Source organism: Gluconobacter cadivus, assembly GCF_015244745.1.
GTDB classification, from domain to species: domain Bacteria; phylum Pseudomonadota; class Alphaproteobacteria; order Acetobacterales; family Acetobacteraceae; genus Gluconobacter; species Gluconobacter cadivus.
In genome coordinates this window covers 164,124-181,898 of the sequence record NZ_JABCQI010000006.1, presented here as the reverse complement: position 1 = coordinate 181,898, position 17,775 = coordinate 164,124, and the positions used below count along the sequence as shown (strand labels likewise).

Sequence of the window (17,775 nt, the reverse complement as noted above, 5' to 3'; positions counted from 1 at the left end):
GTCACTTTACGGATAGCGGGAAATGCGTTGTGCCGTAGGCAGCAGGTCACGGAACTGTGTCAGTACAGGGCGCATAAACGCGTCACTGAACTGACCGATGGATGAGGTTTGCTGCAAGTAGTATGAGCTGGCGATCGGATCTAGATTGTACTCGTCGAGTACGATCCATTGACGCAACGCCTGATCAAGGCCAGCACGCTTCTTTTCGGTCGCTGGCACTTCAACAGCAATGCGGGTTGCAGACGGCTGTTTTGTCGTCAGGGGCAACAGCAGGACATACTGACGATCATCACGACCTATAAAGACTGCGGCCACCGCCGTTGGACGATCCTTGCGTCCTTCTGTTTCGCCATTCCCGTTCTGCCAATGCCATAGATAAGGATACCGCAGCACCATGCCGGGCCGGAAAGTCTGGCTCATGGTTCTGTGCGGGTTTCCAGCAGGTACCCGTCAATCGCATTTGCTATGTCGTGAGCCAAATCCTGAGGCATTTCCGTAGTGGCACCCGCAGTACGCTCTGGTGAGCTTCCCACCAATGCCTCGTATTGTTCGACACTCAGCATGACCAATCGTGGTTTGCCGCGCTGATTAATTGAAATTGGTCCTTGCAGGGCACTGGCGATGATGTCTCCGGATTTGCGGGACAGATCGCTTGTCGAGAATGTGCGCATTGCGTTCTCCTTTATTTGCGTAAAATACAGCAATTACAGATCTGATGCAATTTCTGAAAGAAGAGTGCTTTGAAAGGGTGAAGGACAAGCAGGAAAGGCGGGGCTGTCACGAACCAGCCAGCCGCGCAAGGCTCAGGCCGGGCGCGCTTCGCGCGGCCTTGCGCGGCTGGCTGGCCCGTGACGCGGGAGGGACATCTGAAAAATTATAGAAAGAGCGTCCCATGGCCGAGCTTCGCCGCGTCGATCCGAAAACCCTTGTGCCCAATCCGAACAATCCGCGCTCTTCCATCGGAAGCCTTGAGGAGCTGCGTAAACTCGCTCTGAACATCAAGGCGATTGGCATCCTCCATCCTCCGGCCGTCCGGGAACTGGAGGACGGACGCCTGATGATCGTGGCAGGCCACCGTCGGACGGAAGGCGCCATCTATGCCGGTCTGACCGAGATCGACGTGTATGTTGGCGATCAGAGCGAAGACCTCGATGCCCTGGCTGCCGTCAGCGAGAACTTCGTTCGTCTGGACATGACGGAGCCGGAACAGTGGAACAGCGTCACCCGCCTGCGCGAGCAGCTTGGCTATACAGATCCGCAGGTCTGCGCCGCCCTGATGGTTACGCCGAGCTATCTCAAGCGTCTCAGTCTGCTGGCGAAGCTGCACCCGCCTATTCTGGATGCCATCGCCCTCGGCCGAGGCCCTGACGAGCGGCAGCGCAAAATTATCGCGCAGGCCTCACTGGACGAGCAGCGTGACGCATGGGCGGAAATGTTTTCCGAAAGCGTCGGAGACGACGAGGATCCGGCCGAGTACCGCGTAAAGGCCGAAGACCCGGAAGACACCGTGGCCTGGGGCGCGCTGGCCCGGAACCTCGAACAGAAGGAATGGTACGCCCGCAACGCCCGGTTCGGCGACGAGCTTACCCGCAAGCATAACATCGTCTGGATGGAGGATCTGTTTGCCGAAGCTGATACAGACAGCCGCTATACGCTCGATGCTACGGCTTACGCGGCCGCACAGCAGGACTGGCTGGACAATGAGCGGCCCGAAAACTCCATTGTCCTGACCTCGGACGAATACGGATATGCCCGCGCGCCGGAGGGCTTCATCACCATGGGCACCTGGATGGCGACACAGGAGGGTGAGGTCATCGGTTATGGCCTCAATCCCCGAACCCTGAAGATCGTGGAAGAACGCTGCCGTCCTTACAGCGCCGCGAAGGTTGACCACTCGGGCAGCTCTGCCACGCCAGAGGCACCGAAAGAGCGACCGGACGTCTCCGGGACCGGCCACAAGATGATCGGCGAGATCCGCACCGTCGCTCTGCGTGAGGCGCTTGGTGAGGTGTCCGAGACAGCCGACCCATGGGAACTGATCGCCGCTCTTCTGCTGGCGCTGGAGGCCGAGAACGTCCGGGTGCATGGCGATGCCAGCGGAAATAACTGGTCAGAACCAACCGCGCGCACGCTCGCGATGGCTGACCTCTTTCCCGAAGGCAGCCTTGTTCGCGACGAGAAGCTGATCCGCCGCCATGCCGTCACCGTCCTGCAAAGCATCCTGAACTGCGATGTGTCGATGCACAGCGGCAGCGGTCTGCCCGCGCAGCTCGTGGGCGTTCTGTTCGGTGCCGACCAGAAGATGCCGAGCATGGCCTTTGAGGCGTTCCTCAAATGCTACAGCAAGCCCGGCATTACCAAGGCCGTGCAGGCCGAAGGACTTGCCCCGCAGAATACGGGCAAGGAGATGCGTGCGGCCCTGATGAACCATGTCGGGGAAGGCCACTGGCTGCCCGAGGTCGCATCGTTTGCGCAGGCGCAGGCCGTCTGGACGCAAAAGCAGAAGAAACAACAGGCGAAGATCCGGGAGCTGGAAAGCGTGATGGACGATGAGGACCTGGACGAGATGCCTGAAGATGATTTCGAGGAAGCAGCCGATGATGAGGCTGACCTTTCAAGCGGCCCTGTCGTGTCGGTGACGGAGCCTGATTCGGAAGAGACCTTCTCTCTGCAAGCGCCCGAGAGCGAGCCCGAGCAGACGGAGCACAATGAGGCCATGCAGTTCATGCGGGACCATCTCGAAATCGTGGTCGTGGCCTGAAGCAGGGAGCGGGAAAAGAAAAGGAAAGGAGGAGAGGGGCGCTGCCATCGCGCTCCGTCCGGGTCAAAAGGTGGCTCCTCACCGGCTTCGCCGCTTCCGGTGCCGGCGCACGCGCCGCTTTTGACCCGGCCGTCCCGCGCTGACGCTGGAGAAGACATCACGAAAATCCAAAGGAAAAGGATCAGACGATGTTCGTCCCCTCTCTCGTTCCCGTTCAGGTCGGCACCCGCGTTTACACCCATCTCTACAGCCGGGGAGCCGGGATCGTCATGGCTGTTTACGGCAAGGAAAGTCCGACCACCGTCCGGTCCCTGTCGCGTGGCGGGGCCATCGTGTCGGGCGGCAGCGCCTCCTATGACATCGTCTTTGCCTGTGGCTCGATCTCCCGTCGTCTGCCCGAGGCCATTCTGCGCGGTGTCCAGTGGCGGATCGAAGCCGACAAGGGACTGGCCAGTCCCGAGGAGATTGCTTTCCTCCGTACCCATGCCGAAGAGGTGGAGGCCGAGAAGGTGGCAGCCGAAGCGCGCGCCAAAGCAGAACATGCCGCCGAGGTCGCAGCGCTCCGCGTCAATCCGGACTATGCCGATCTGGAACAGGGCGACGACAGCAGCGGCACGCTGGCCGCCAAAAACATCCGCCGGATGCTGAAAAAGGCGTTCCCGAAGGTCAAGTTCTCCGTCCGCAAACGCGATTACGGGAGTGTGACGGTGCAGACTGAGGAGGATCTGGACGAGACGGCGACCGAGACCCTCCAGGCCATCACCTCGCGGTTCAAGTCCGGATATTACGACCAGCAGTCCGACTGCCACCTGACGAGTAACAGTCCCTGGCAGGACGTGTTCGGCAGCTCCGAATATGTGAGCGACTGAGCCTTTTCTTTTTTCGTCCGCCCTTCAAGGCCGCTCGCTCCGGGGCGGCCTTTTCCATTTCTGGAGCCTGACATGCCTGTTTTTATTGTGACGCTCAGCGAGCGCCAGCTTCTCTCCGACCGCGTCAATTTTCAGGTCGAGGCCGAGACCGCCGAGGCAGCCGGTCAGCTCGTTCTGGACGCGACGGCCGACGAGGCGAACGAGAGCGGGCTGCGCCCGGTTCGCCTGCCAGACGGTCAGAAGGCCGTTCTCGAACCTGAAAACGTGGACGGCAACGAAGTCTCCGTGTCCGTCCGTCCGGTCGATCAGCCGGACGCCGTGGCCACGCAGATCGGTGCGTGCTGGCATCTGGATCTCTCCGCCCCTGAAGCGCGCCGCCTTCTTCCTGTCCTGACCGGGGCCATCGTGGACGAGGACGATCCTGTGACGCGCGCGCTCTGTGCCCGTCTGGCGCGACAGGTCGCCAACCTCGCGCAGTAGGAGGCGGGAAAAGAAAAAGGGGGAAGGGGAAAAAGGGAGGGCAGGCACCACACCGGAGCCTGTCCGGCAAAGGGTGGGTCGGCCGTGTCCTCGCTGCGCTGCGGGTCGTCCGATCCCGCTGCGTTGCAGCGCCTTTGCCAGCCAGTCCCCGCTGCGGTCGCCGGAAAGGGTCATGGAAGAAAAAAGGAGAATGACATGGCCGACCTTTCCGATCTGCGTCCCCGCAACCGCATAGAATGGCTCGAACTGGCCGAGTTCGTGGCAGGCATCGTGCTCTTCGCAATCTTCATCGTTCTGGTGGTGGTGCTCCCCTCCTTCCTTTGAGACCCCCGAGATCAGGCGCTGTGGAGATCACCATGCCGACATACACGCTCGCCGCAATTCCTGCGGCCTCTCACGGGAGCTTAATCTCCTGTTCATCTCCGGCCCGTTACAAAAAGACGCGGATCGAGGTGGCTGACCTTGCAGGGATCCGGGCTGCCGTTGCCGAGTACGGCACGCGCCTGCACGATGATTACCCGGAGGCCTCCTTCCTTGTGTCTGTTACACCCGAGCGCGGGGGCGATCATCCCGAAGGGTTCAGCGAGGCCCGCTGGACAGGATCCCTCGGCACCGAACACTGGATCAGGGTCATCCCTGAAGACACACCGTTCAAAGCCTACCTTACTCAGGTCGAGGCGCTGCTCGCCCATGAGGTGCGCTCATGAACGGGCCGGAGCCCGCGTCCCTCGTGTGTCCCGCGCTGCGACGGCCGCCGATCCAGCCTCAGGGCCTCACCGCAACGCAGTTCAGCGACGCGGCCGAGAAGGCGAAGATCGGAAACGCGCTTTTGTCATTCATCGCACGCGGGTTTCCGCAGAGTGCCTGGAACCGCACGCTCTACAACCGCCTGAGCCAGATGTTCGGGCATATCGCCCATTACGACATCCACGGCTTCTGGGGCGCGCAGTTCTCCACGACACAGGCACGTCTGGGCTTCCTGCGCAGCATCGTCCTGTACGGCTGTTATGGCGATCCCGCCTGGACCTGGTCGGACGTCGAACGCGACATTCGCAACCGCATCATCGGCAGCGGCCTGATCGAGGCCTACACCCGCGCCCTTGCCGCAGAGCAGGAGGCACGCGACCGGGCCGATCTGGCGCGTCTGGCGGACCGCTTCCGGATCGCCCTGCCAACCACACATCAGTCTCCCCCTGCCGCGCCCGTGCAGGCCGAGCTTTTCTGACACGGGCAAGCGAAAAGGACAGGATAATGGCTCAGACCTTCAGCCTTGCCATCGTCATTGGCAATCTCGGTGCGGATCCGGAGATCCGCACAGGGCAGGACGGACACCGCGTGGCCCTCTTTCGTCTGGCAACCGACAGCCAGCGCACGGACATAACGACGGGTCGCCGCGTCCCGCAGACGGTGTGGCACAGGATCGTCTGCCACAACGACTTTCTGACCGATCTTCTCGAACAACGCGCCCGCAAGGGCCAGCTCGTGTTCGTGCGCGGCTCTTACGAAGTCCGCGCACGCACGGATCAGGGGCCGCCCGAGCCCGAGATCGTGGTGAGTGCGCAGGACGGGGATGTGATGATCCTTACCGATCCGGGACGCTGACGTCCTCTTTCTTCGAAACACGCACGCAAACCGGCCCTCGAGCCGGTCTTTTTATACCCGCTTCCTGAAGGAGGCGGGTCTCAGGAGGCTTTATGTTCTATTCGACACCCGCTCCCCTCACGGTTCCCCGCAGTCAGGCGCGCGCCCTGAGCGCCCGCCTGATGGCAGAGGCCGTCTTTCTCGAAGACACGGATCAGTCCCTCATGCTGCCATCGCGTCTGACGGCCGGTTTCCGCCGCAAGGCCGCGACGCTGCGCCGCCGCTCGCAGGAGAAGCTCCTGGACAGCCTCGATCGCCCGGAAGGTGTGGCATGAGAACGGCTGTGATGACCCGTCGTGACTATTCCCGCCGTTTCTGGGAGGGAAAAACCCGGTTCTCGCAGGCTGTGAGACGCACGCTGGCGGAGCTGGAGCGACAGAAGGGGCAGACGAAAGAGGAAGACGGGCAGAGGGATGATGCGCCATCCATGAAAAAAAGCTGAGGCCGAAGGCTTCAGTCGCAGATGGCACGGGCAGACTGGCGATACTTCTTGAAGGATCCGTTCATGCCGTATCATCAGACGTTGCCGCTTCAACCACCCCTTGCGGGGTGGCACGGAGCTGTGTTCCGACCTCGCCGTCATGCGATCAGTGTGACAGTCACGGTCCGAGGGTCTCAAGACAACCCTTCGGGCTCCAGACCGCGTCTTTCGTCAAAAGAGGGCCGCGTTCATCGCAGGACGTTGTCCCGCGCTGCCCGCAACCCGCTTTTGCCGATCCGCAGTCTTCCGGTCCTGACACCCTCGGCCCGCAACTGTAGTGTTCCTGGCAGGACGGGACGAGAAAAACGTCTCCACACATCTCCTTTCAGCGGCAACACCGGGGGCTGCGCTGCCCCCGAACCCCCCGCAGGACGAACAAGAAAAACTGGTTTTTGTCGCTCGGGACGCAAGAACTATTTTACTCAATCAAGTAAATATATTCCGAGATATTCCGTTGTATTAATTGGATATTTTGACGGATATTTACTATACTTTCCACAGATCGAAAGTAACGGACGTTCGGGAGGATATTCCGCCATGGCTTACCAGAACACGCCCCAGCAGATGAACGAGGAACTCCAGAAGTTTCGTGACGAGATCAGTTGCATCGTTGTTCTGGAGCAGGCTGGTTACAGGTTCGTCCGCTCCGAAAGCTCGGCCCGTCACATGCGTTTCCGCCGCGTGAGAGGCGAGAGCATCATCGTGACCCATGGCGGCAAGGGCTGGTGGGATCCGCACAATTCCTCTTCGATCGTCAAAGGCTCGGTCATCGACCTGGTCCGGTTCCTCAATCCCGGGATGTCTCTCGGTAACGCACGCGTCGAACTCCGTGGAATGCTTGGCCTGGCACCCAGTGGGGCCGAGTACGTCGCAGAGCCGAAAGAGCGCAAACCCGCACGCGATCCAAACTATATGTGGAAGAACCGTCAGGCTCCCCAGCCGGGGTCGGCTGCCTGGACCTATCTGACCCGCGACCGGGCTTTGTCGGAACGCATTCTTCATCTCACGAACCAGCAGGGTCTCCTGCGGGAAGGCATGAAGGGCACGGCCTGGTTCGCCCATCACAACAATGCAGGCCGCCTGACGGGCATGGAGATGCGCGGGCCGGAATATCGCGGCTTCTCCTCGGGCGGCGGCGGCAAAATGCTCTTTCGGATGAGGACTGGCGAAAAAGGAGTGAAGCCCGTCCGTCTGGTCATCGGTGAGTCCGCCATCGACGTCCTGTCCTATGCGGCCATGGATCCGTTCTTTGCAGACCCCAGTCTGTATGTCTCGACCGGAGGCGGCATGAGCCCCGAAGCATTGGAGGAGTTCCGCGCTCTTCTTGGCACGATTGAGGCTGGCGGCCGCGTCATGATCGTCGTGGACGGCGATGCCCAGGGCGACCGTTACGAGGAGATCTATGCGCCCATGATCCGCGAAGCCGGGCTCAAGCCCCTGCGGTATTCACCCAAAGGCGAAGACAAGGACTGGAACGCCGTTCTGCAGCGCCGCGCCCGTCAGGACGTGGCGGCATGAAGCAGAGCAAATCCCGTCTGAGCTGGCAGGCCGTCACACTGATCCTGTGGCGGCAGGACGCAGAGGCCATCAAGGTTTGGAAGAGAACTGGTCTGAGAACCTCGGCCCCCGAAGTCTTCTGTGAGGCGCAGACGCCCGAAGGACTGGTGCAGGGGGTCGTCATCGGCGGTGATCGCCTGAACGACGCCTGGGACCGCGACGGTGAGCTGATCGTCTTCACCCGAAAATCAACGATCGTCCGTTTGAACGGACCTGAACTCCCAACGCTCACCCTGTCAGCCTGCCCCAAGGCTTTTGAGGACGTCATGATGTATAAGGACACCCGATCCACGGCCCGCCAGCATATCGACCATATCGTTATCAAGACCGGCCTGACCTTCAACATGCTGGGCCATGAAAAGGCCTCGGCGATCTGGATGGATCATGCGCGCCGTCTTGGCTGTACGGATCCTGAAGCGCCTGAAATGCCGGTCCCGCACCAGCTTGTGTGGCTGGGTAGCGGCCTGAACCGCGCGTTGGCTCTCGTGATTGCCGGACGATGGGATGGTCCTCATGAGGGCTTTAACCTCTATCATCCTCTGACCCTCTTTACCGACAGCAGCAATATCGTTCCCGTCGAGGATCCCGTGGCGTCTGAGGTCTATCCCGTCGAGCAGGTGCCCGCATGACCTCTTATCCGCAGACCCTCGCTCCGGTTCTGGAGCCACTGACCCCTGTGCAGCGTGAGGCCGCCATGGCGCTTGGCCGGGTTCTCGTGCTGGCTGGAGCCGGAACGGGAAAGACCAAGACCCTGACGGCCGGTGTGGCGTGCCGGATCCAGATGTATGGGATGCGGCCGTCCCAGATCCTGTGCGTGACCTTTACCAACAAGGCCGCGCAGGAAATGCGTGAGCGCATCACGAGCGTCCTGGGCGAGGGACAGGCTCCGTTCTGGCTTGGTACGTTTCATGGCCTTGGCGCGCGACAGCTTCGGGCCGAGCCCGAGGTGGCACAGTTACACCCCGGCTTCGATATCCGCGACGCGGACGATGCGACAGCGCTGATCCGCCGTCTCATGAAGGCCATGGATCCCGACACTGTGCCCGAACCGGACACAGGCAAGAAGTGTGACGTCCGGCAGGTCAAGACAATGGGCGAGCGGATCGGGCACATGAAAGAGAACCTTGTCACACCTGAGGCCGCACCGGCCTGGGTGCGCGGGCTGATCGAGCGCCGCCGTGCCGCCCGACAGATGGTCGATGTCGAAGGCTGGGAGTTCGCCGTTCGTCTGTACCAGATCTATCAGGCGACCCTGCGCGAGCAGAATGCCGCCAATTTTTCCGATCTGCTGATGTGGCCAACGCTTGCCCTGATGAACGACCGATCCTATCGTGATAGGTGGTCGCAGCGCTTCACATCCGTGATGGCCGATGAGTTTCAGGACGTGAACCGTGCACAGATGCTGTGGCTCACCTATATGTCTGAATACTCACGGGAACTCTTCGCCGTGGGCGATGATTCGCAATCAATATATTCTTGGCGTGGGGCCAAAATCGGCTTCATCCGGAACTTCGTTCGTGAGTTTGACGGAGCCAGACTTTTCAAGCTCGAAGAGAACTTCCGCTCGACGCATCATATTCTCCAGGCCGCCAATGCCATCATCGCGCGAGACCCGGGCCGGATCCCCAAGACGCTGTTTACCCAGAAGGGCGATGGTCAGAAGATCGAGGTGCTCACCTACGATTATGCGTCAGACGAGGCCGACGCGATCGCGGCCGAGATGGGACGTCGTGCGGCAGAAGGCGTTGCCTGGCACGATATGGCGATGATCTACCGGATCAACCGCCTATCCCGCTCCCTGGAAGAAGCACTGCTCAAAGCGCGTATTCCCTACGAGATCATAGGCGATGTCGGGTTCTATCACCGCGCCGTGGTGAAGGATGCGCTCGCGTTCCTGATGCTGGCGGCCTGTCCGGACAGCCGCCAGTCCGATGAGGCGTTCCGTCGCGTGGCCAACGTGCCCAGGCGCGGCCTTGGCGCCAAGGCGCTTGGCCAGATCGAGCAGGACGCGCACGATCGCGGCCTCAGCCTGTGTGCGGCCGTCACCACGGCAACGCTGCCCGCGAAAGTGCGTGACAGCCTGCTGGCCTTTCGTGAGACGGTCTCCCGGATCGGGCAGATCCCGGACATGCGGCTCTGTGATCGCCTCGATACGCTCCTGAAGGAGACCGGCTACTATACGATGTGGCGGGAGGCCGCGTCTGAAGAAGGGGAGACGGCCTTGCAGAACCTGTCCGAGCTGGTCGGGCTGGCCGAGGGCTTGACCCGGCTTCAGGATCTTCTGGAGCACGCAGCCCTCGCCACGGCCTCACCGAATGAGCGCGGACGCGATCGGGTGCAGCTCATGACCATGCACCGGGCCAAGGGGCTGGAGTTCCCGCATGTGTTCCTGCCCGCCTGGGAAGAGACGGTTTTTCCGGGGATGGGCGAGCGGAACTATGAAGAAGAACGCCGACTGGCCTATGTGTCGCTGACCCGTGCCATGCAGCAGGCCACGATCAGCAGTGTCGGCTATCGTCAGGGTGTTTCAGCGAGGCCGTCAGGCTTTATTGAGGAAATCCCCGCCGAGCATCGCGTGACGGGCTGGCTGCGCCAGCAGGGGCAATCAAAGAGAAGAGAGGCAGGGGGCCGGTTCCGCTACACGGCGGCCGCTCTTGATGCCATGGGGTTTTAAGGGATGTCCGATCATCACAGTCCTGACGACAGGCCTTACACCTCTCAGCGGCCCAGGACGAAGTCTGGCTGGCTTTATGACTGCGAGGTTTGCGGGAAGGGCGCAGCTTTCGGGTACACCGGAACAAAGGGCGATACACACTCTTGTTCCGAACATCGTCATCTGGGACGAGGTGTTGCGCCCGCTCCCATGCCGCGAACCACGCGGCCTCAGTGACTTGTCAGGCTATCTTTTGTATAGAGTGCCATCTTGCACAGTCGAAATTTGAAAAGGGAATTTGCAATGACCTCAAATAGTGAGACAGATTTTCGGCGTCTGACAGCCAATATTGTGGAAAGCTATGTGAGTGCCCATGAACTTCCCGTAGAGCAGATTTCTGATTTGATCCGCAGTGTTCATACAGCCCTTGCGTCGGCCGGCCAGCCGCCGGAGCCAGAGCCAGTTGAGCTGGTCCCGGCCGTCCATCCGAAGCGGTCCGTGTTCGAGGACTACATCATTTGTCTCGAAGACGGAAAGAAGCTGAAGATGCTCAAGCGCCATCTCAAGAGCGTCTATAATCTCACCCCGGATGAGTACCGCTCAAAATGGGGACTGCCGTCCAACTATCCCATGACGGCGCCAGGATATTCACGGCATCGGACCGAACTGGCGCATCAGATCGGTCTTGGGACCGCGAAGGGTGGTCGGAGCCAGCCTGCACCTGAGCCCGAAGAGGCCGAGCCTGAGGTGCTCGTGCGGAAAATCCCACAGAAGCGTCGCGGACGCCCTGCAAAGGGGTGAGTCTCTTCGGGAAGTCGCAGAAGCGATCTTTTCAGATCCAGTGAACCGCAAGGACAGACCGTGACCCGCCTTCTTTCTTCTCTTGCCCTGGCAGCAGGCCTTACGGCCGCTGCCCTTTCGCCCGCCATGGCCCTCGATCCGGCTCTTGGGAGTATGGGGTTTGCATCCCCGACACCGACGGCCAAAGGCCATGCGGCCTCCGTGCCTACGCCCTTCGCAGCCATTCCCGAAAACCTTCAGGCGCTGCTCGATGCCGGCTATTCCATTCGCACGTCGGCTGGTGAAGAAGGCAACATCCTGACCCTTGAAAAATTCGTGGACCGGACCTGCCCGTCAAAATGGGTACGGTGCGAGTTGATCGGTGATCACAATGGCAACACACGCCTGACCTTCAGTCAGCATGTGACCTCCACCTGCTGGAAGCTGAACTGATGAGTGATGTCATGCCGGTCTCAAAGACCGGACCTTTTCGTCCGCAGACCCAGCAAGTTGTGGATGCGCTGAACACGGCGTTTCCTGGCCTGTATGCGGGTGTCTGCAAGGCCTCTGATCTGCCGTCAGATGCCGATGAGGCTGAGGATGACGACGATCTTGAGGATGACGGCCTGCTCAGCGATTTCGTCTTCTTGTCGGATGGATGGGCTGTGCGGGTCGATTACGATCCCGAAGATCCGGATCTCTGCCTGGGCCTGTCGGCTGGCAGCACGGAGGCACCGGCCGACGGTCTGGAAGTCGATCTTGATGACGGTGAGGAAATTCCGGATGGCGTCCTGAAAGACGTCACGGACTTTATTGACGAACAACGCCAGGCCTCGGCAAAACACTGACCTGTCCCGATAAGGGAGGCACCCTTGGCGCTTTCCTTATCCATCTCAGCAAGGAAGGACTGGCCGCGTGACTGGTGAACCGATCTATCCCGCCCCCTGCACATATGAGAGCCTGACCGAGCAGCAGAAAGAGGCTGTTGGTCAGTTCATGTCAGAGCGTCTGAAGCAGAAAACCCGAGGGATTCTCCCGGGAACGCTGCATACCATGGTCGAAAAGGGACGGACGCATGCGTTCGTCTCCTGGGACGAGCATCACGTTTATGAAGTCAGCCCGATCACCAGCCTGCGTCTGGTGCTTGATCCGGATGGGCGCCCCCTGGGCTGTCCGAAGGACGGGCTGCTGTATCTTTCTGATGTTGGCGGTGAGGCGGTTGTCCGGATCCTGACGACAACCCGATATACGGCCGCCGCGATTGGGATTGGCACGGACTAAGGCACTGCGCGCCTATTTTCTTGTATGACGGGCGACGTGCACAATCCTCTGCCACACGCCCATCATCACTCCTGAAGCCTCTCCGCCACTTTGTCTCAGTTCGTTTGCCAGAGCGTCCGGCGATCTGACACTGGACTCTAGGGCCGGGCTGACGCTGGCGCGTCCGGTGAGGACTACGCGGCTCAGGATCTCCACATCCAGACAGGCCTGCGAGGTGATGGCGCGGACGGCCGCGCAATGGCCTGCGTTCTGGCGGACGGGGCTGTAGATCAGCCGGCCTTCTTCCTCCTTCCCAAGACGTTGGCGCCAGTATTCGTCATTCGGATGCCCGCTCAAACGGCCTGCGAAGTGCTTGGTCTCAATGACCATGAGACCACGGGGCAAGAGGACGAGATGATCAATCTGGGTCGTGCCATCACCAGAGGCCTTGGGAAGGTGAACGTCATGGAGGCTGGGCCGTCCCAGTTCGTTCAGGAGGGTGCGGATCCTGTCCTCGCCTTTGGCACCCTTGAGTTCCGCCTGAAGGCTCTTCCATGCTGCGTGCGCGCTGTCGCTACGCTCGATGCGAGAGGGGCCGCCACGCGGCCGAAGTCTCAGGCGGACCATACGAAGGCGCGCCTCCAGGCGAAAGTATGGGGGTTGGTAAAGCGCATGGCATGTCTCTGGTCTAGCAAACGATATCCGGACTCTAGCAACGTACTTTGCGACTTTGCGGTCTGTCTATTTAGCACCCCATCGCGAGAACACCTGTCACACTCTGCCGATGCCAACGCCTAATTAGGGGGGAAAGCGGAAAGTCCGCTATCCCAGCATGATCGCTGGGAAGCGGACATCCCCGCAAATCTAGCGTTCTTCAGGTCCTTTTATAGCGCGGTGCAGGCACCCCTGTTTGAGTTGCACCGAACAAAGTCGAGCGAGCGTTTTCGTAGGCCAACCACAAACCCGCATCATGGACCGACGGCAGTGTTACATCTTCACCTTGATCGAACCCGACCAATGCGGCATCGACCAGATTCTCGGTCGTCATGATTGCGGCCCGATCGAAGGCCGAAAGCGGGATTCCCGCGTGGTCGTAAAACTCGGTTGCGGTGCCGGCCGGAAGTACGGCCTGCACGCGCACGCCGGTTTCGGCAAGCTCGGTCTTCAGGCCTTGGGTGAACGTCAGAAGGTAACTTTTGGTCGCACTATAAAGCGTCGTGATCGGGAGCGCGCAGAAGGCCATCACCGAACCAATATTGATGATCGCGCCAGTGTTACGTTTGACGAAGCCGGGAAGAACCGCGCGAGCCAGCCGGGTCGGGGCGACGATATTAAGTGCGAGCGTCGCATTCGCATCAACATCGCACATATCAACCGTGTTGCTGAGCTTGCCATTTCCCGCATTATTCACAAGCAAGGCAATCCGTTCGTCAGACCGCAGAAGATCCTCGAGCGAAACAAGATCATTTTCAACTGTGAGGTCAGCTTTGAGGGTCCGGATCTCGACCCCATGCTGTCTTGTGAGTTTTTCTGAAATTGCATGCAGTCGGTCGACGCGGCGCGCAACCAGCAGAAGGTCGTAGCCGCGTTCGGCGAGACGATTGGCATAGACGGCTCCGATACCGGAGGAGGCGCCGGTGATAAGAGCTACCGGTTTGCTGGATGACATCAATCGATCTTCCATTCTGTAATGATCGTTTAAGAATGACTTCGTTGATTCCTGCTGTCAAACGATGTTTAATGATCGTTATGGAAATAGCGTCAAAACGTCCCAGCGGGCGCCCCCGAAGTTTTGACCGCGATGCGGCACTTGAAACCGCCATGCGCTTGTTCTGGAAATACGGTTATGAAGGTGTGTCGTTCCAGCAGTTGACGGCGGCACTTGGCATCGGCGCACCGAGCCTGTATGCGGCGTTCGGCAACAAGGGAGCGCTTTATCGCGAGGCCTTGGACCGGTATGCAAATATGCGTGGTGCGTCGGATTTGTCCTTCATGGAAGCTGCATGCTCTCTACGCGAGGCGGTCCGCCTCCTCCTTGAAGGGACGGCACGCGGACTGGTGGATCCAGCGGGTGAAGTCGGCTGTATGCTCAATACCGGCATGATTGCGAGTCATCCCGACCATGAAGATCTGGCGCGCGATCTGGCGCAACGTCGCGCGCAGTTTCGCGCGCTTTTGACCGATACATTGCAGCGATGGGTCAGCCGAGAACACGCGACACGGCTGTCGTCTTACGTCACGGCTGTTATGCAGGGCATGGCTATTCAGGCGCGTGACGGTTTTCGTCAGGAACAGCTTCAGGTCGTTGTCGACGAGGCGCTCAAGGCGGTTCCCGATGTTTCCGCTCCCTCGAACTGATGTCCGGTAAGGATGACGCTAGCTATGCAACTTAACGGCTGACATGTAGGCGAGAGCAGCACATCCACTCTCGGATAGGGAGCGCGGACCGGCATGATCGGGGGGGGGGGAACCGGTCAATCGAGTTTTGGATGGAATGCTTCTGAAAGCGGACGTCTTCGCAAATCCCAGAGCGCCTCAAATATAGGTGTTGACTTGGAGCAGCGTGATCGTCGAGTTGGCCGCCCTGACGTTGCTTGAGACGAATTGCGCGCCGCTACTCAGTCGATCGGTTAGCGATTATTGCAGCGGCTTCCAGGTGGTCGAGACATGGCCCGGCTTCGGCGGAGCGCGCGGCGTCTACTCCATGACGGGTTCGAGCATGGAGCTGACCCGGGCTAAGGCGAACGCCTACCGCGGAAAACATGAGCGTCGATCATACGTATTCCTTCATCAGCCGGAGTGATTGTCGACTCAAGGTTGATTTTCAGAACGAAATTCCTCCGATGGTAGAGAATTATTTTCATCTACCTGTTAGGTATTTAGTGCGCCACCTCTCCCCTCCAAACAACCACATAAGTAGCGCTACCTAAGCAGCGTTCAGAGATAGCATCGCAAGTAGTCCTAATCGGGTAGCCCCTTCGATTTCACCACCCCCACTCTGTGCGAGCGTTGCGCTGGTCCGGTCCCATCCATAGGTTGGCGTCAGGAGAAGTAATATGAGCGAGACCACTAACACCGTCGTTGATTTTCCGAGTGCCAAACCGACGCGCAAGCTTTCCTCGACGGAAGGGATTTGGGGCAAATCTGTGGTCAGCCACGGTTATGCCGGCGTTCCTGCGATACTCATTCGCTCCCAAGGGCGCATGAACTTGAGCCCGATGCAATTCAACATCATTATCCAGCTGCTGGAATACTGGTACGACGCGAGCCGCCCACCCTTTCCCACGAAGAAGGATATGGCGGACCGTATGGGTGTAACCGTGAGGGCGATCCAGAACAACATCGCTCTGTTGGAGAAAGCCGGGCTGATCCGTCGCGAGATGCGGCGCACCGCTGCGGGCGACTATGACAGCAATATCTATCATCTGGATGGGCTGATTGAGAAGGTGCGTTCCCTGGAGCCTGACTTCGCGCGGGAAAAAGACGCGAAAAAGGCGCTCCGCCAAGCCCGGTCGGACGCACAGCTATCGCCGCTCCGACGGCGAGTCAGGACAAAATCCTAGCCCAGAAACAGGTTGCCCCGGCCGCATGTCATTGCTGACAGAGACGGGACCGGGGCTTACGCGGAAAGATATAGATCAACTGACGTCCTAGGGCAAGGCCAGAGGACGCCTTCGGGAGCGTGTATATGATCGTGGACGAAGAACTTGAACAAGCCCTCTCGCTGGAGCGGTTCAGCCGCTACCTGAGTTGGGCGGGTGGCGATCGGCGGAGGGCGCTCGACCTCTACGCCCTTAACACGCGCCTATCCGAAGCGCTCTACGTCCCTCTTCAGGTGCTTGAAGTGGCGTTGCGTAATCGCGTCCATGCCGTGCTGGCGGAGCACAAGGGGTGCCGTTGGTTCGAGGAGCCAGATCTCCTAATCGGCCCCTATCAAAGGGAGCAGGTCACGGCCGCGCTCTTGGACTTGGCGCGGCAGCGCAAGGAGGCCACGCCTGGCCGCGTCGTAGCGGCCCTCACCCTGAGCTTCTGGACCACGATGCTTGGCAAGCCCTACGAGAATTTGTGGCAGACGGATTTGCACCGTATTGCCAGACGCGAGGATGGTAAGGGTCTCACGCGCAAGAGCCTGTCAGTCCCCCTGACCCCGATCCGCCTTCTCCGCAACCGGATCGCTCATCATGAGCCGATCCTGTTCTGGGACCTAGAAAAACACCATTCCGCGATCCTGCAAATCACGGTGTGGCTTTCGCCGGCGGCCGCCTCGTGGTGCCGGTCGCTTGATCGTTTTTCCCAAGTGTTCCCGTCCGAACGACTTGTCTTGCAAGACGGTGACGGCGCTTAGATATAGCAGTCTGAGCTACCGCCCTCTGGCACCGGAAGCGCCGACACCACCATTGCCGACCTCCTATTTCACTCGCTCCATCCCACCTCCGACTGGCAATGAAGGCGGAGACGACAATGCACTTATGCTCAACCCGCCCCCGCTGGGAGCTGCTTATTGTCAAGCGCGATTTCCAAGAGATTCTTCATTCAAAACGCGAAAAATGTTAGATTAAATCCATTTATTCGCTAAACAAACCCTATGACCGATATTCGCCGCACCATTCTTGACGCTCTACCCAAGCACCTCTTGCTCGATCTGGAGGACAGGCTGCGGGCAGAAGCACTCAAGGCACACGAGGTGGTGCGCAAAGAGTTGACGCTTAACCCAAAGCGTAGTCGGGAAGCGGAAGGTCAAATTCGATTCCGTCTACAGGAAGAAGGCTACGAAGAGGTCGTTCAGCTTCATGGCGGGCATCTGCTTATCGATGGCGTGATGCTCGGTACCGACTTGAAGGTGTTCCAACCCTTTGCACGATTTGCCGGTCGCGAATCTGGCGTTATCCTCGGGTTTGCCGCCATGCCGGAACGGCGCAAGATTCCTGCCAAGAATATGTCGAGAGCAGCCGGGGTGACGCTTAACGTCCATCTTCAGCCTAGCCTTCTCGTTGATGAGAAAAGCCCGCGGCCAACTGATATCTTCGCGCTCTTCTTGACCGCGAGGGATCGCGAGCGCGCCGGGATGATCGAGGAAATCGCAATCGGGGTAATCGGGTCGGATTATAAAGACTTTATCTTCTACGAATCCTTGGAGAAATTCCTGGGCGGTTACGCTTCCGATCCAGTCACACCAGATGGTCCGGATTGTGAAGCGAAGATTGTGAAGCTGCGTCAAACCCGTAAGATATTCGTCCCACCCGAGACACAGCCCGACAGCGATATCGCTGAGGGAACCACCGACTAACCGGAA

The 17,775-nt window shown here is 59.8% G+C and carries 24 protein-coding genes; 20 read left to right on the top strand and 4 right to left on the bottom strand.

Annotated elements, in window-relative coordinates; all coding sequences use genetic code 11:
* Positions 1-6 precede the first annotated feature (6 nt).
* The gene (locus HKD28_RS10385; RefSeq protein ID WP_235993408.1) at positions 7-420 is read right to left on the bottom strand and encodes a hypothetical protein; all 414 of its coding nucleotides are present in this window, start codon (positions 418-420) and stop codon (positions 7-9) included.
* A complete protein-coding gene (locus tag HKD28_RS10380; RefSeq protein WP_194268066.1) occupies positions 417-671 on the bottom strand; it encodes a type II toxin-antitoxin system prevent-host-death family antitoxin in 255 nt (84 codons plus the stop codon). The genes HKD28_RS10385 and HKD28_RS10380 overlap by 4 nt, the downstream gene beginning before the upstream one ends.
* A gap of 221 nt (positions 672-892) precedes the next feature.
* Between HKD28_RS10380 and HKD28_RS10375 the strand changes: the two genes are divergently transcribed.
* From HKD28_RS10375 to HKD28_RS10300, 16 genes are all read left to right on the top strand, one after another.
* Positions 893-2,761 (top strand): ParB/RepB/Spo0J family partition protein, encoded by a 1,869-nt coding sequence (locus HKD28_RS10375; protein WP_194268065.1) that lies wholly within the window; start codon positions 893-895, stop codon positions 2,759-2,761.
* A 188-nt stretch (positions 2,762-2,949) separates the two neighbouring features.
* Positions 2,950-3,630: an LPD29 domain-containing protein gene (locus tag HKD28_RS10370; protein ID WP_194268064.1), complete on the top strand. Its 681-nt coding sequence runs from the start codon at positions 2,950-2,952 to the stop codon at positions 3,628-3,630.
* Positions 3,631-3,702: 72 nt separating this feature from the next.
* Entirely contained in the window at positions 3,703-4,110 is a 408-nt protein-coding gene (locus tag HKD28_RS10365) for a hypothetical protein (protein ID WP_194268063.1), read from the top strand.
* Positions 4,111-4,305: 195 nt separating this feature from the next.
* Positions 4,306-4,434 carry a hypothetical protein gene (locus HKD28_RS15915; protein ID WP_268898554.1) on the top strand — a complete coding sequence of 43 codons (129 nt, stop codon included), beginning with the start codon at positions 4,306-4,308 and terminating at the stop codon, positions 4,432-4,434.
* A 32-nt stretch (positions 4,435-4,466) separates the two neighbouring features.
* Entirely contained in the window at positions 4,467-4,817 is a 351-nt protein-coding gene (locus tag HKD28_RS10355) for a hypothetical protein (protein WP_194268061.1), read from the top strand.
* Positions 4,814-5,335 (top strand): hypothetical protein, encoded by a 522-nt coding sequence (locus tag HKD28_RS10350; RefSeq protein ID WP_194268060.1) that lies wholly within the window; start codon positions 4,814-4,816, stop codon positions 5,333-5,335. The genes HKD28_RS10355 and HKD28_RS10350 overlap by 4 nt, the downstream gene beginning before the upstream one ends.
* 26 nt (positions 5,336-5,361) lie before the next feature.
* A complete protein-coding gene (gene ssb / locus HKD28_RS10345; RefSeq protein WP_194268059.1) occupies positions 5,362-5,712 on the top strand; it encodes a single-stranded DNA-binding protein in 351 nt (116 codons plus the stop codon).
* Positions 5,713-5,804: 92 nt separating this feature from the next.
* The gene (locus HKD28_RS10340) at positions 5,805-6,026 is read left to right on the top strand and encodes a hypothetical protein (protein ID WP_099287185.1); all 222 of its coding nucleotides are present in this window, start codon (positions 5,805-5,807) and stop codon (positions 6,024-6,026) included.
* Positions 6,023-6,193 carry a hypothetical protein gene (locus HKD28_RS10335; RefSeq protein WP_194268058.1) on the top strand — a complete coding sequence of 57 codons (171 nt, stop codon included), beginning with the start codon at positions 6,023-6,025 and terminating at the stop codon, positions 6,191-6,193. The genes HKD28_RS10340 and HKD28_RS10335 overlap by 4 nt, the downstream gene beginning before the upstream one ends.
* A gap of 576 nt (positions 6,194-6,769) precedes the next feature.
* On the top strand, positions 6,770-7,750 hold the full coding sequence (locus HKD28_RS10330) for a DUF3991 and TOPRIM domain-containing protein (RefSeq protein ID WP_194268057.1): 981 nt from the start codon (positions 6,770-6,772) through the stop codon (positions 7,748-7,750).
* Positions 7,747-8,418, top strand: a complete 672-nt coding sequence (locus HKD28_RS10325) for a hypothetical protein (RefSeq protein WP_077804162.1) — start codon at positions 7,747-7,749, stop codon at positions 8,416-8,418. Before HKD28_RS10330 ends, HKD28_RS10325 begins: the two co-directional genes overlap by 4 nt.
* Positions 8,415-10,463: an ATP-dependent helicase gene (locus HKD28_RS10320; RefSeq protein WP_077804163.1), complete on the top strand. Its 2,049-nt coding sequence runs from the start codon at positions 8,415-8,417 to the stop codon at positions 10,461-10,463. The genes HKD28_RS10325 and HKD28_RS10320 overlap by 4 nt, the downstream gene beginning before the upstream one ends.
* Before the next feature lie 282 nt (positions 10,464-10,745).
* Positions 10,746-11,243, top strand: a complete 498-nt coding sequence (locus HKD28_RS10315) for a MucR family transcriptional regulator (RefSeq protein ID WP_077804164.1) — start codon at positions 10,746-10,748, stop codon at positions 11,241-11,243.
* Between the two features lie 60 nt (positions 11,244-11,303).
* A complete protein-coding gene (locus HKD28_RS10310) occupies positions 11,304-11,675 on the top strand; it encodes an ABC transporter substrate-binding protein (protein WP_077804165.1) in 372 nt (123 codons plus the stop codon).
* Positions 11,675-12,070 carry a hypothetical protein gene (locus HKD28_RS10305; protein WP_077804166.1) on the top strand — a complete coding sequence of 132 codons (396 nt, stop codon included), beginning with the start codon at positions 11,675-11,677 and terminating at the stop codon, positions 12,068-12,070. The genes HKD28_RS10310 and HKD28_RS10305 overlap by 1 nt, the downstream gene beginning before the upstream one ends.
* Before the next feature lie 67 nt (positions 12,071-12,137).
* Entirely contained in the window at positions 12,138-12,503 is a 366-nt protein-coding gene (locus tag HKD28_RS10300; RefSeq protein WP_077804167.1) for a hypothetical protein, read from the top strand.
* Positions 12,504-12,515: 12 nt separating this feature from the next.
* On the opposite strand, the gene HKD28_RS10295 is transcribed toward HKD28_RS10300, so the two are convergent.
* Together HKD28_RS10295 and HKD28_RS10290 are read right to left on the bottom strand one after the other, a co-directional pair.
* Complete coding sequence (locus tag HKD28_RS10295) at positions 12,516-13,109, bottom strand: nuclease-related domain-containing protein (protein ID WP_077804168.1); 594 nt, start codon at positions 13,107-13,109, stop codon at positions 12,516-12,518.
* 247 nt (positions 13,110-13,356) lie between these two features.
* On the bottom strand, positions 13,357-14,151 hold the full coding sequence (locus HKD28_RS10290) for an SDR family NAD(P)-dependent oxidoreductase (RefSeq protein WP_194268056.1): 795 nt from the start codon (positions 14,149-14,151) through the stop codon (positions 13,357-13,359).
* Positions 14,152-14,303: 152 nt separating this feature from the next.
* On the opposite strand from HKD28_RS10290, the gene HKD28_RS10285 reads away from it, so the two are divergent.
* The 4 genes from HKD28_RS10285 to HKD28_RS10270 all read left to right on the top strand — a co-directional run bounded on the left by HKD28_RS10285 (position 14,304) and on the right by HKD28_RS10270 (position 17,769).
* On the top strand, positions 14,304-14,840 hold the full coding sequence (locus HKD28_RS10285) for a TetR/AcrR family transcriptional regulator (RefSeq protein ID WP_207728953.1): 537 nt from the start codon (positions 14,304-14,306) through the stop codon (positions 14,838-14,840).
* 698 nt (positions 14,841-15,538) lie between these two features.
* The gene (locus HKD28_RS10280; RefSeq protein WP_077804171.1) at positions 15,539-16,045 is read left to right on the top strand and encodes a helix-turn-helix domain-containing protein; all 507 of its coding nucleotides are present in this window, start codon (positions 15,539-15,541) and stop codon (positions 16,043-16,045) included.
* 125 nt (positions 16,046-16,170) lie between these two features.
* Positions 16,171-16,827: an Abi family protein gene (locus HKD28_RS10275; protein WP_077804172.1), complete on the top strand. Its 657-nt coding sequence runs from the start codon at positions 16,171-16,173 to the stop codon at positions 16,825-16,827.
* Between the two features lie 240 nt (positions 16,828-17,067).
* Positions 17,068-17,769 (top strand): hypothetical protein, encoded by a 702-nt coding sequence (locus HKD28_RS10270; RefSeq protein WP_077804173.1) that lies wholly within the window; start codon positions 17,068-17,070, stop codon positions 17,767-17,769.
* Positions 17,770-17,775 lie beyond the last annotated feature (6 nt).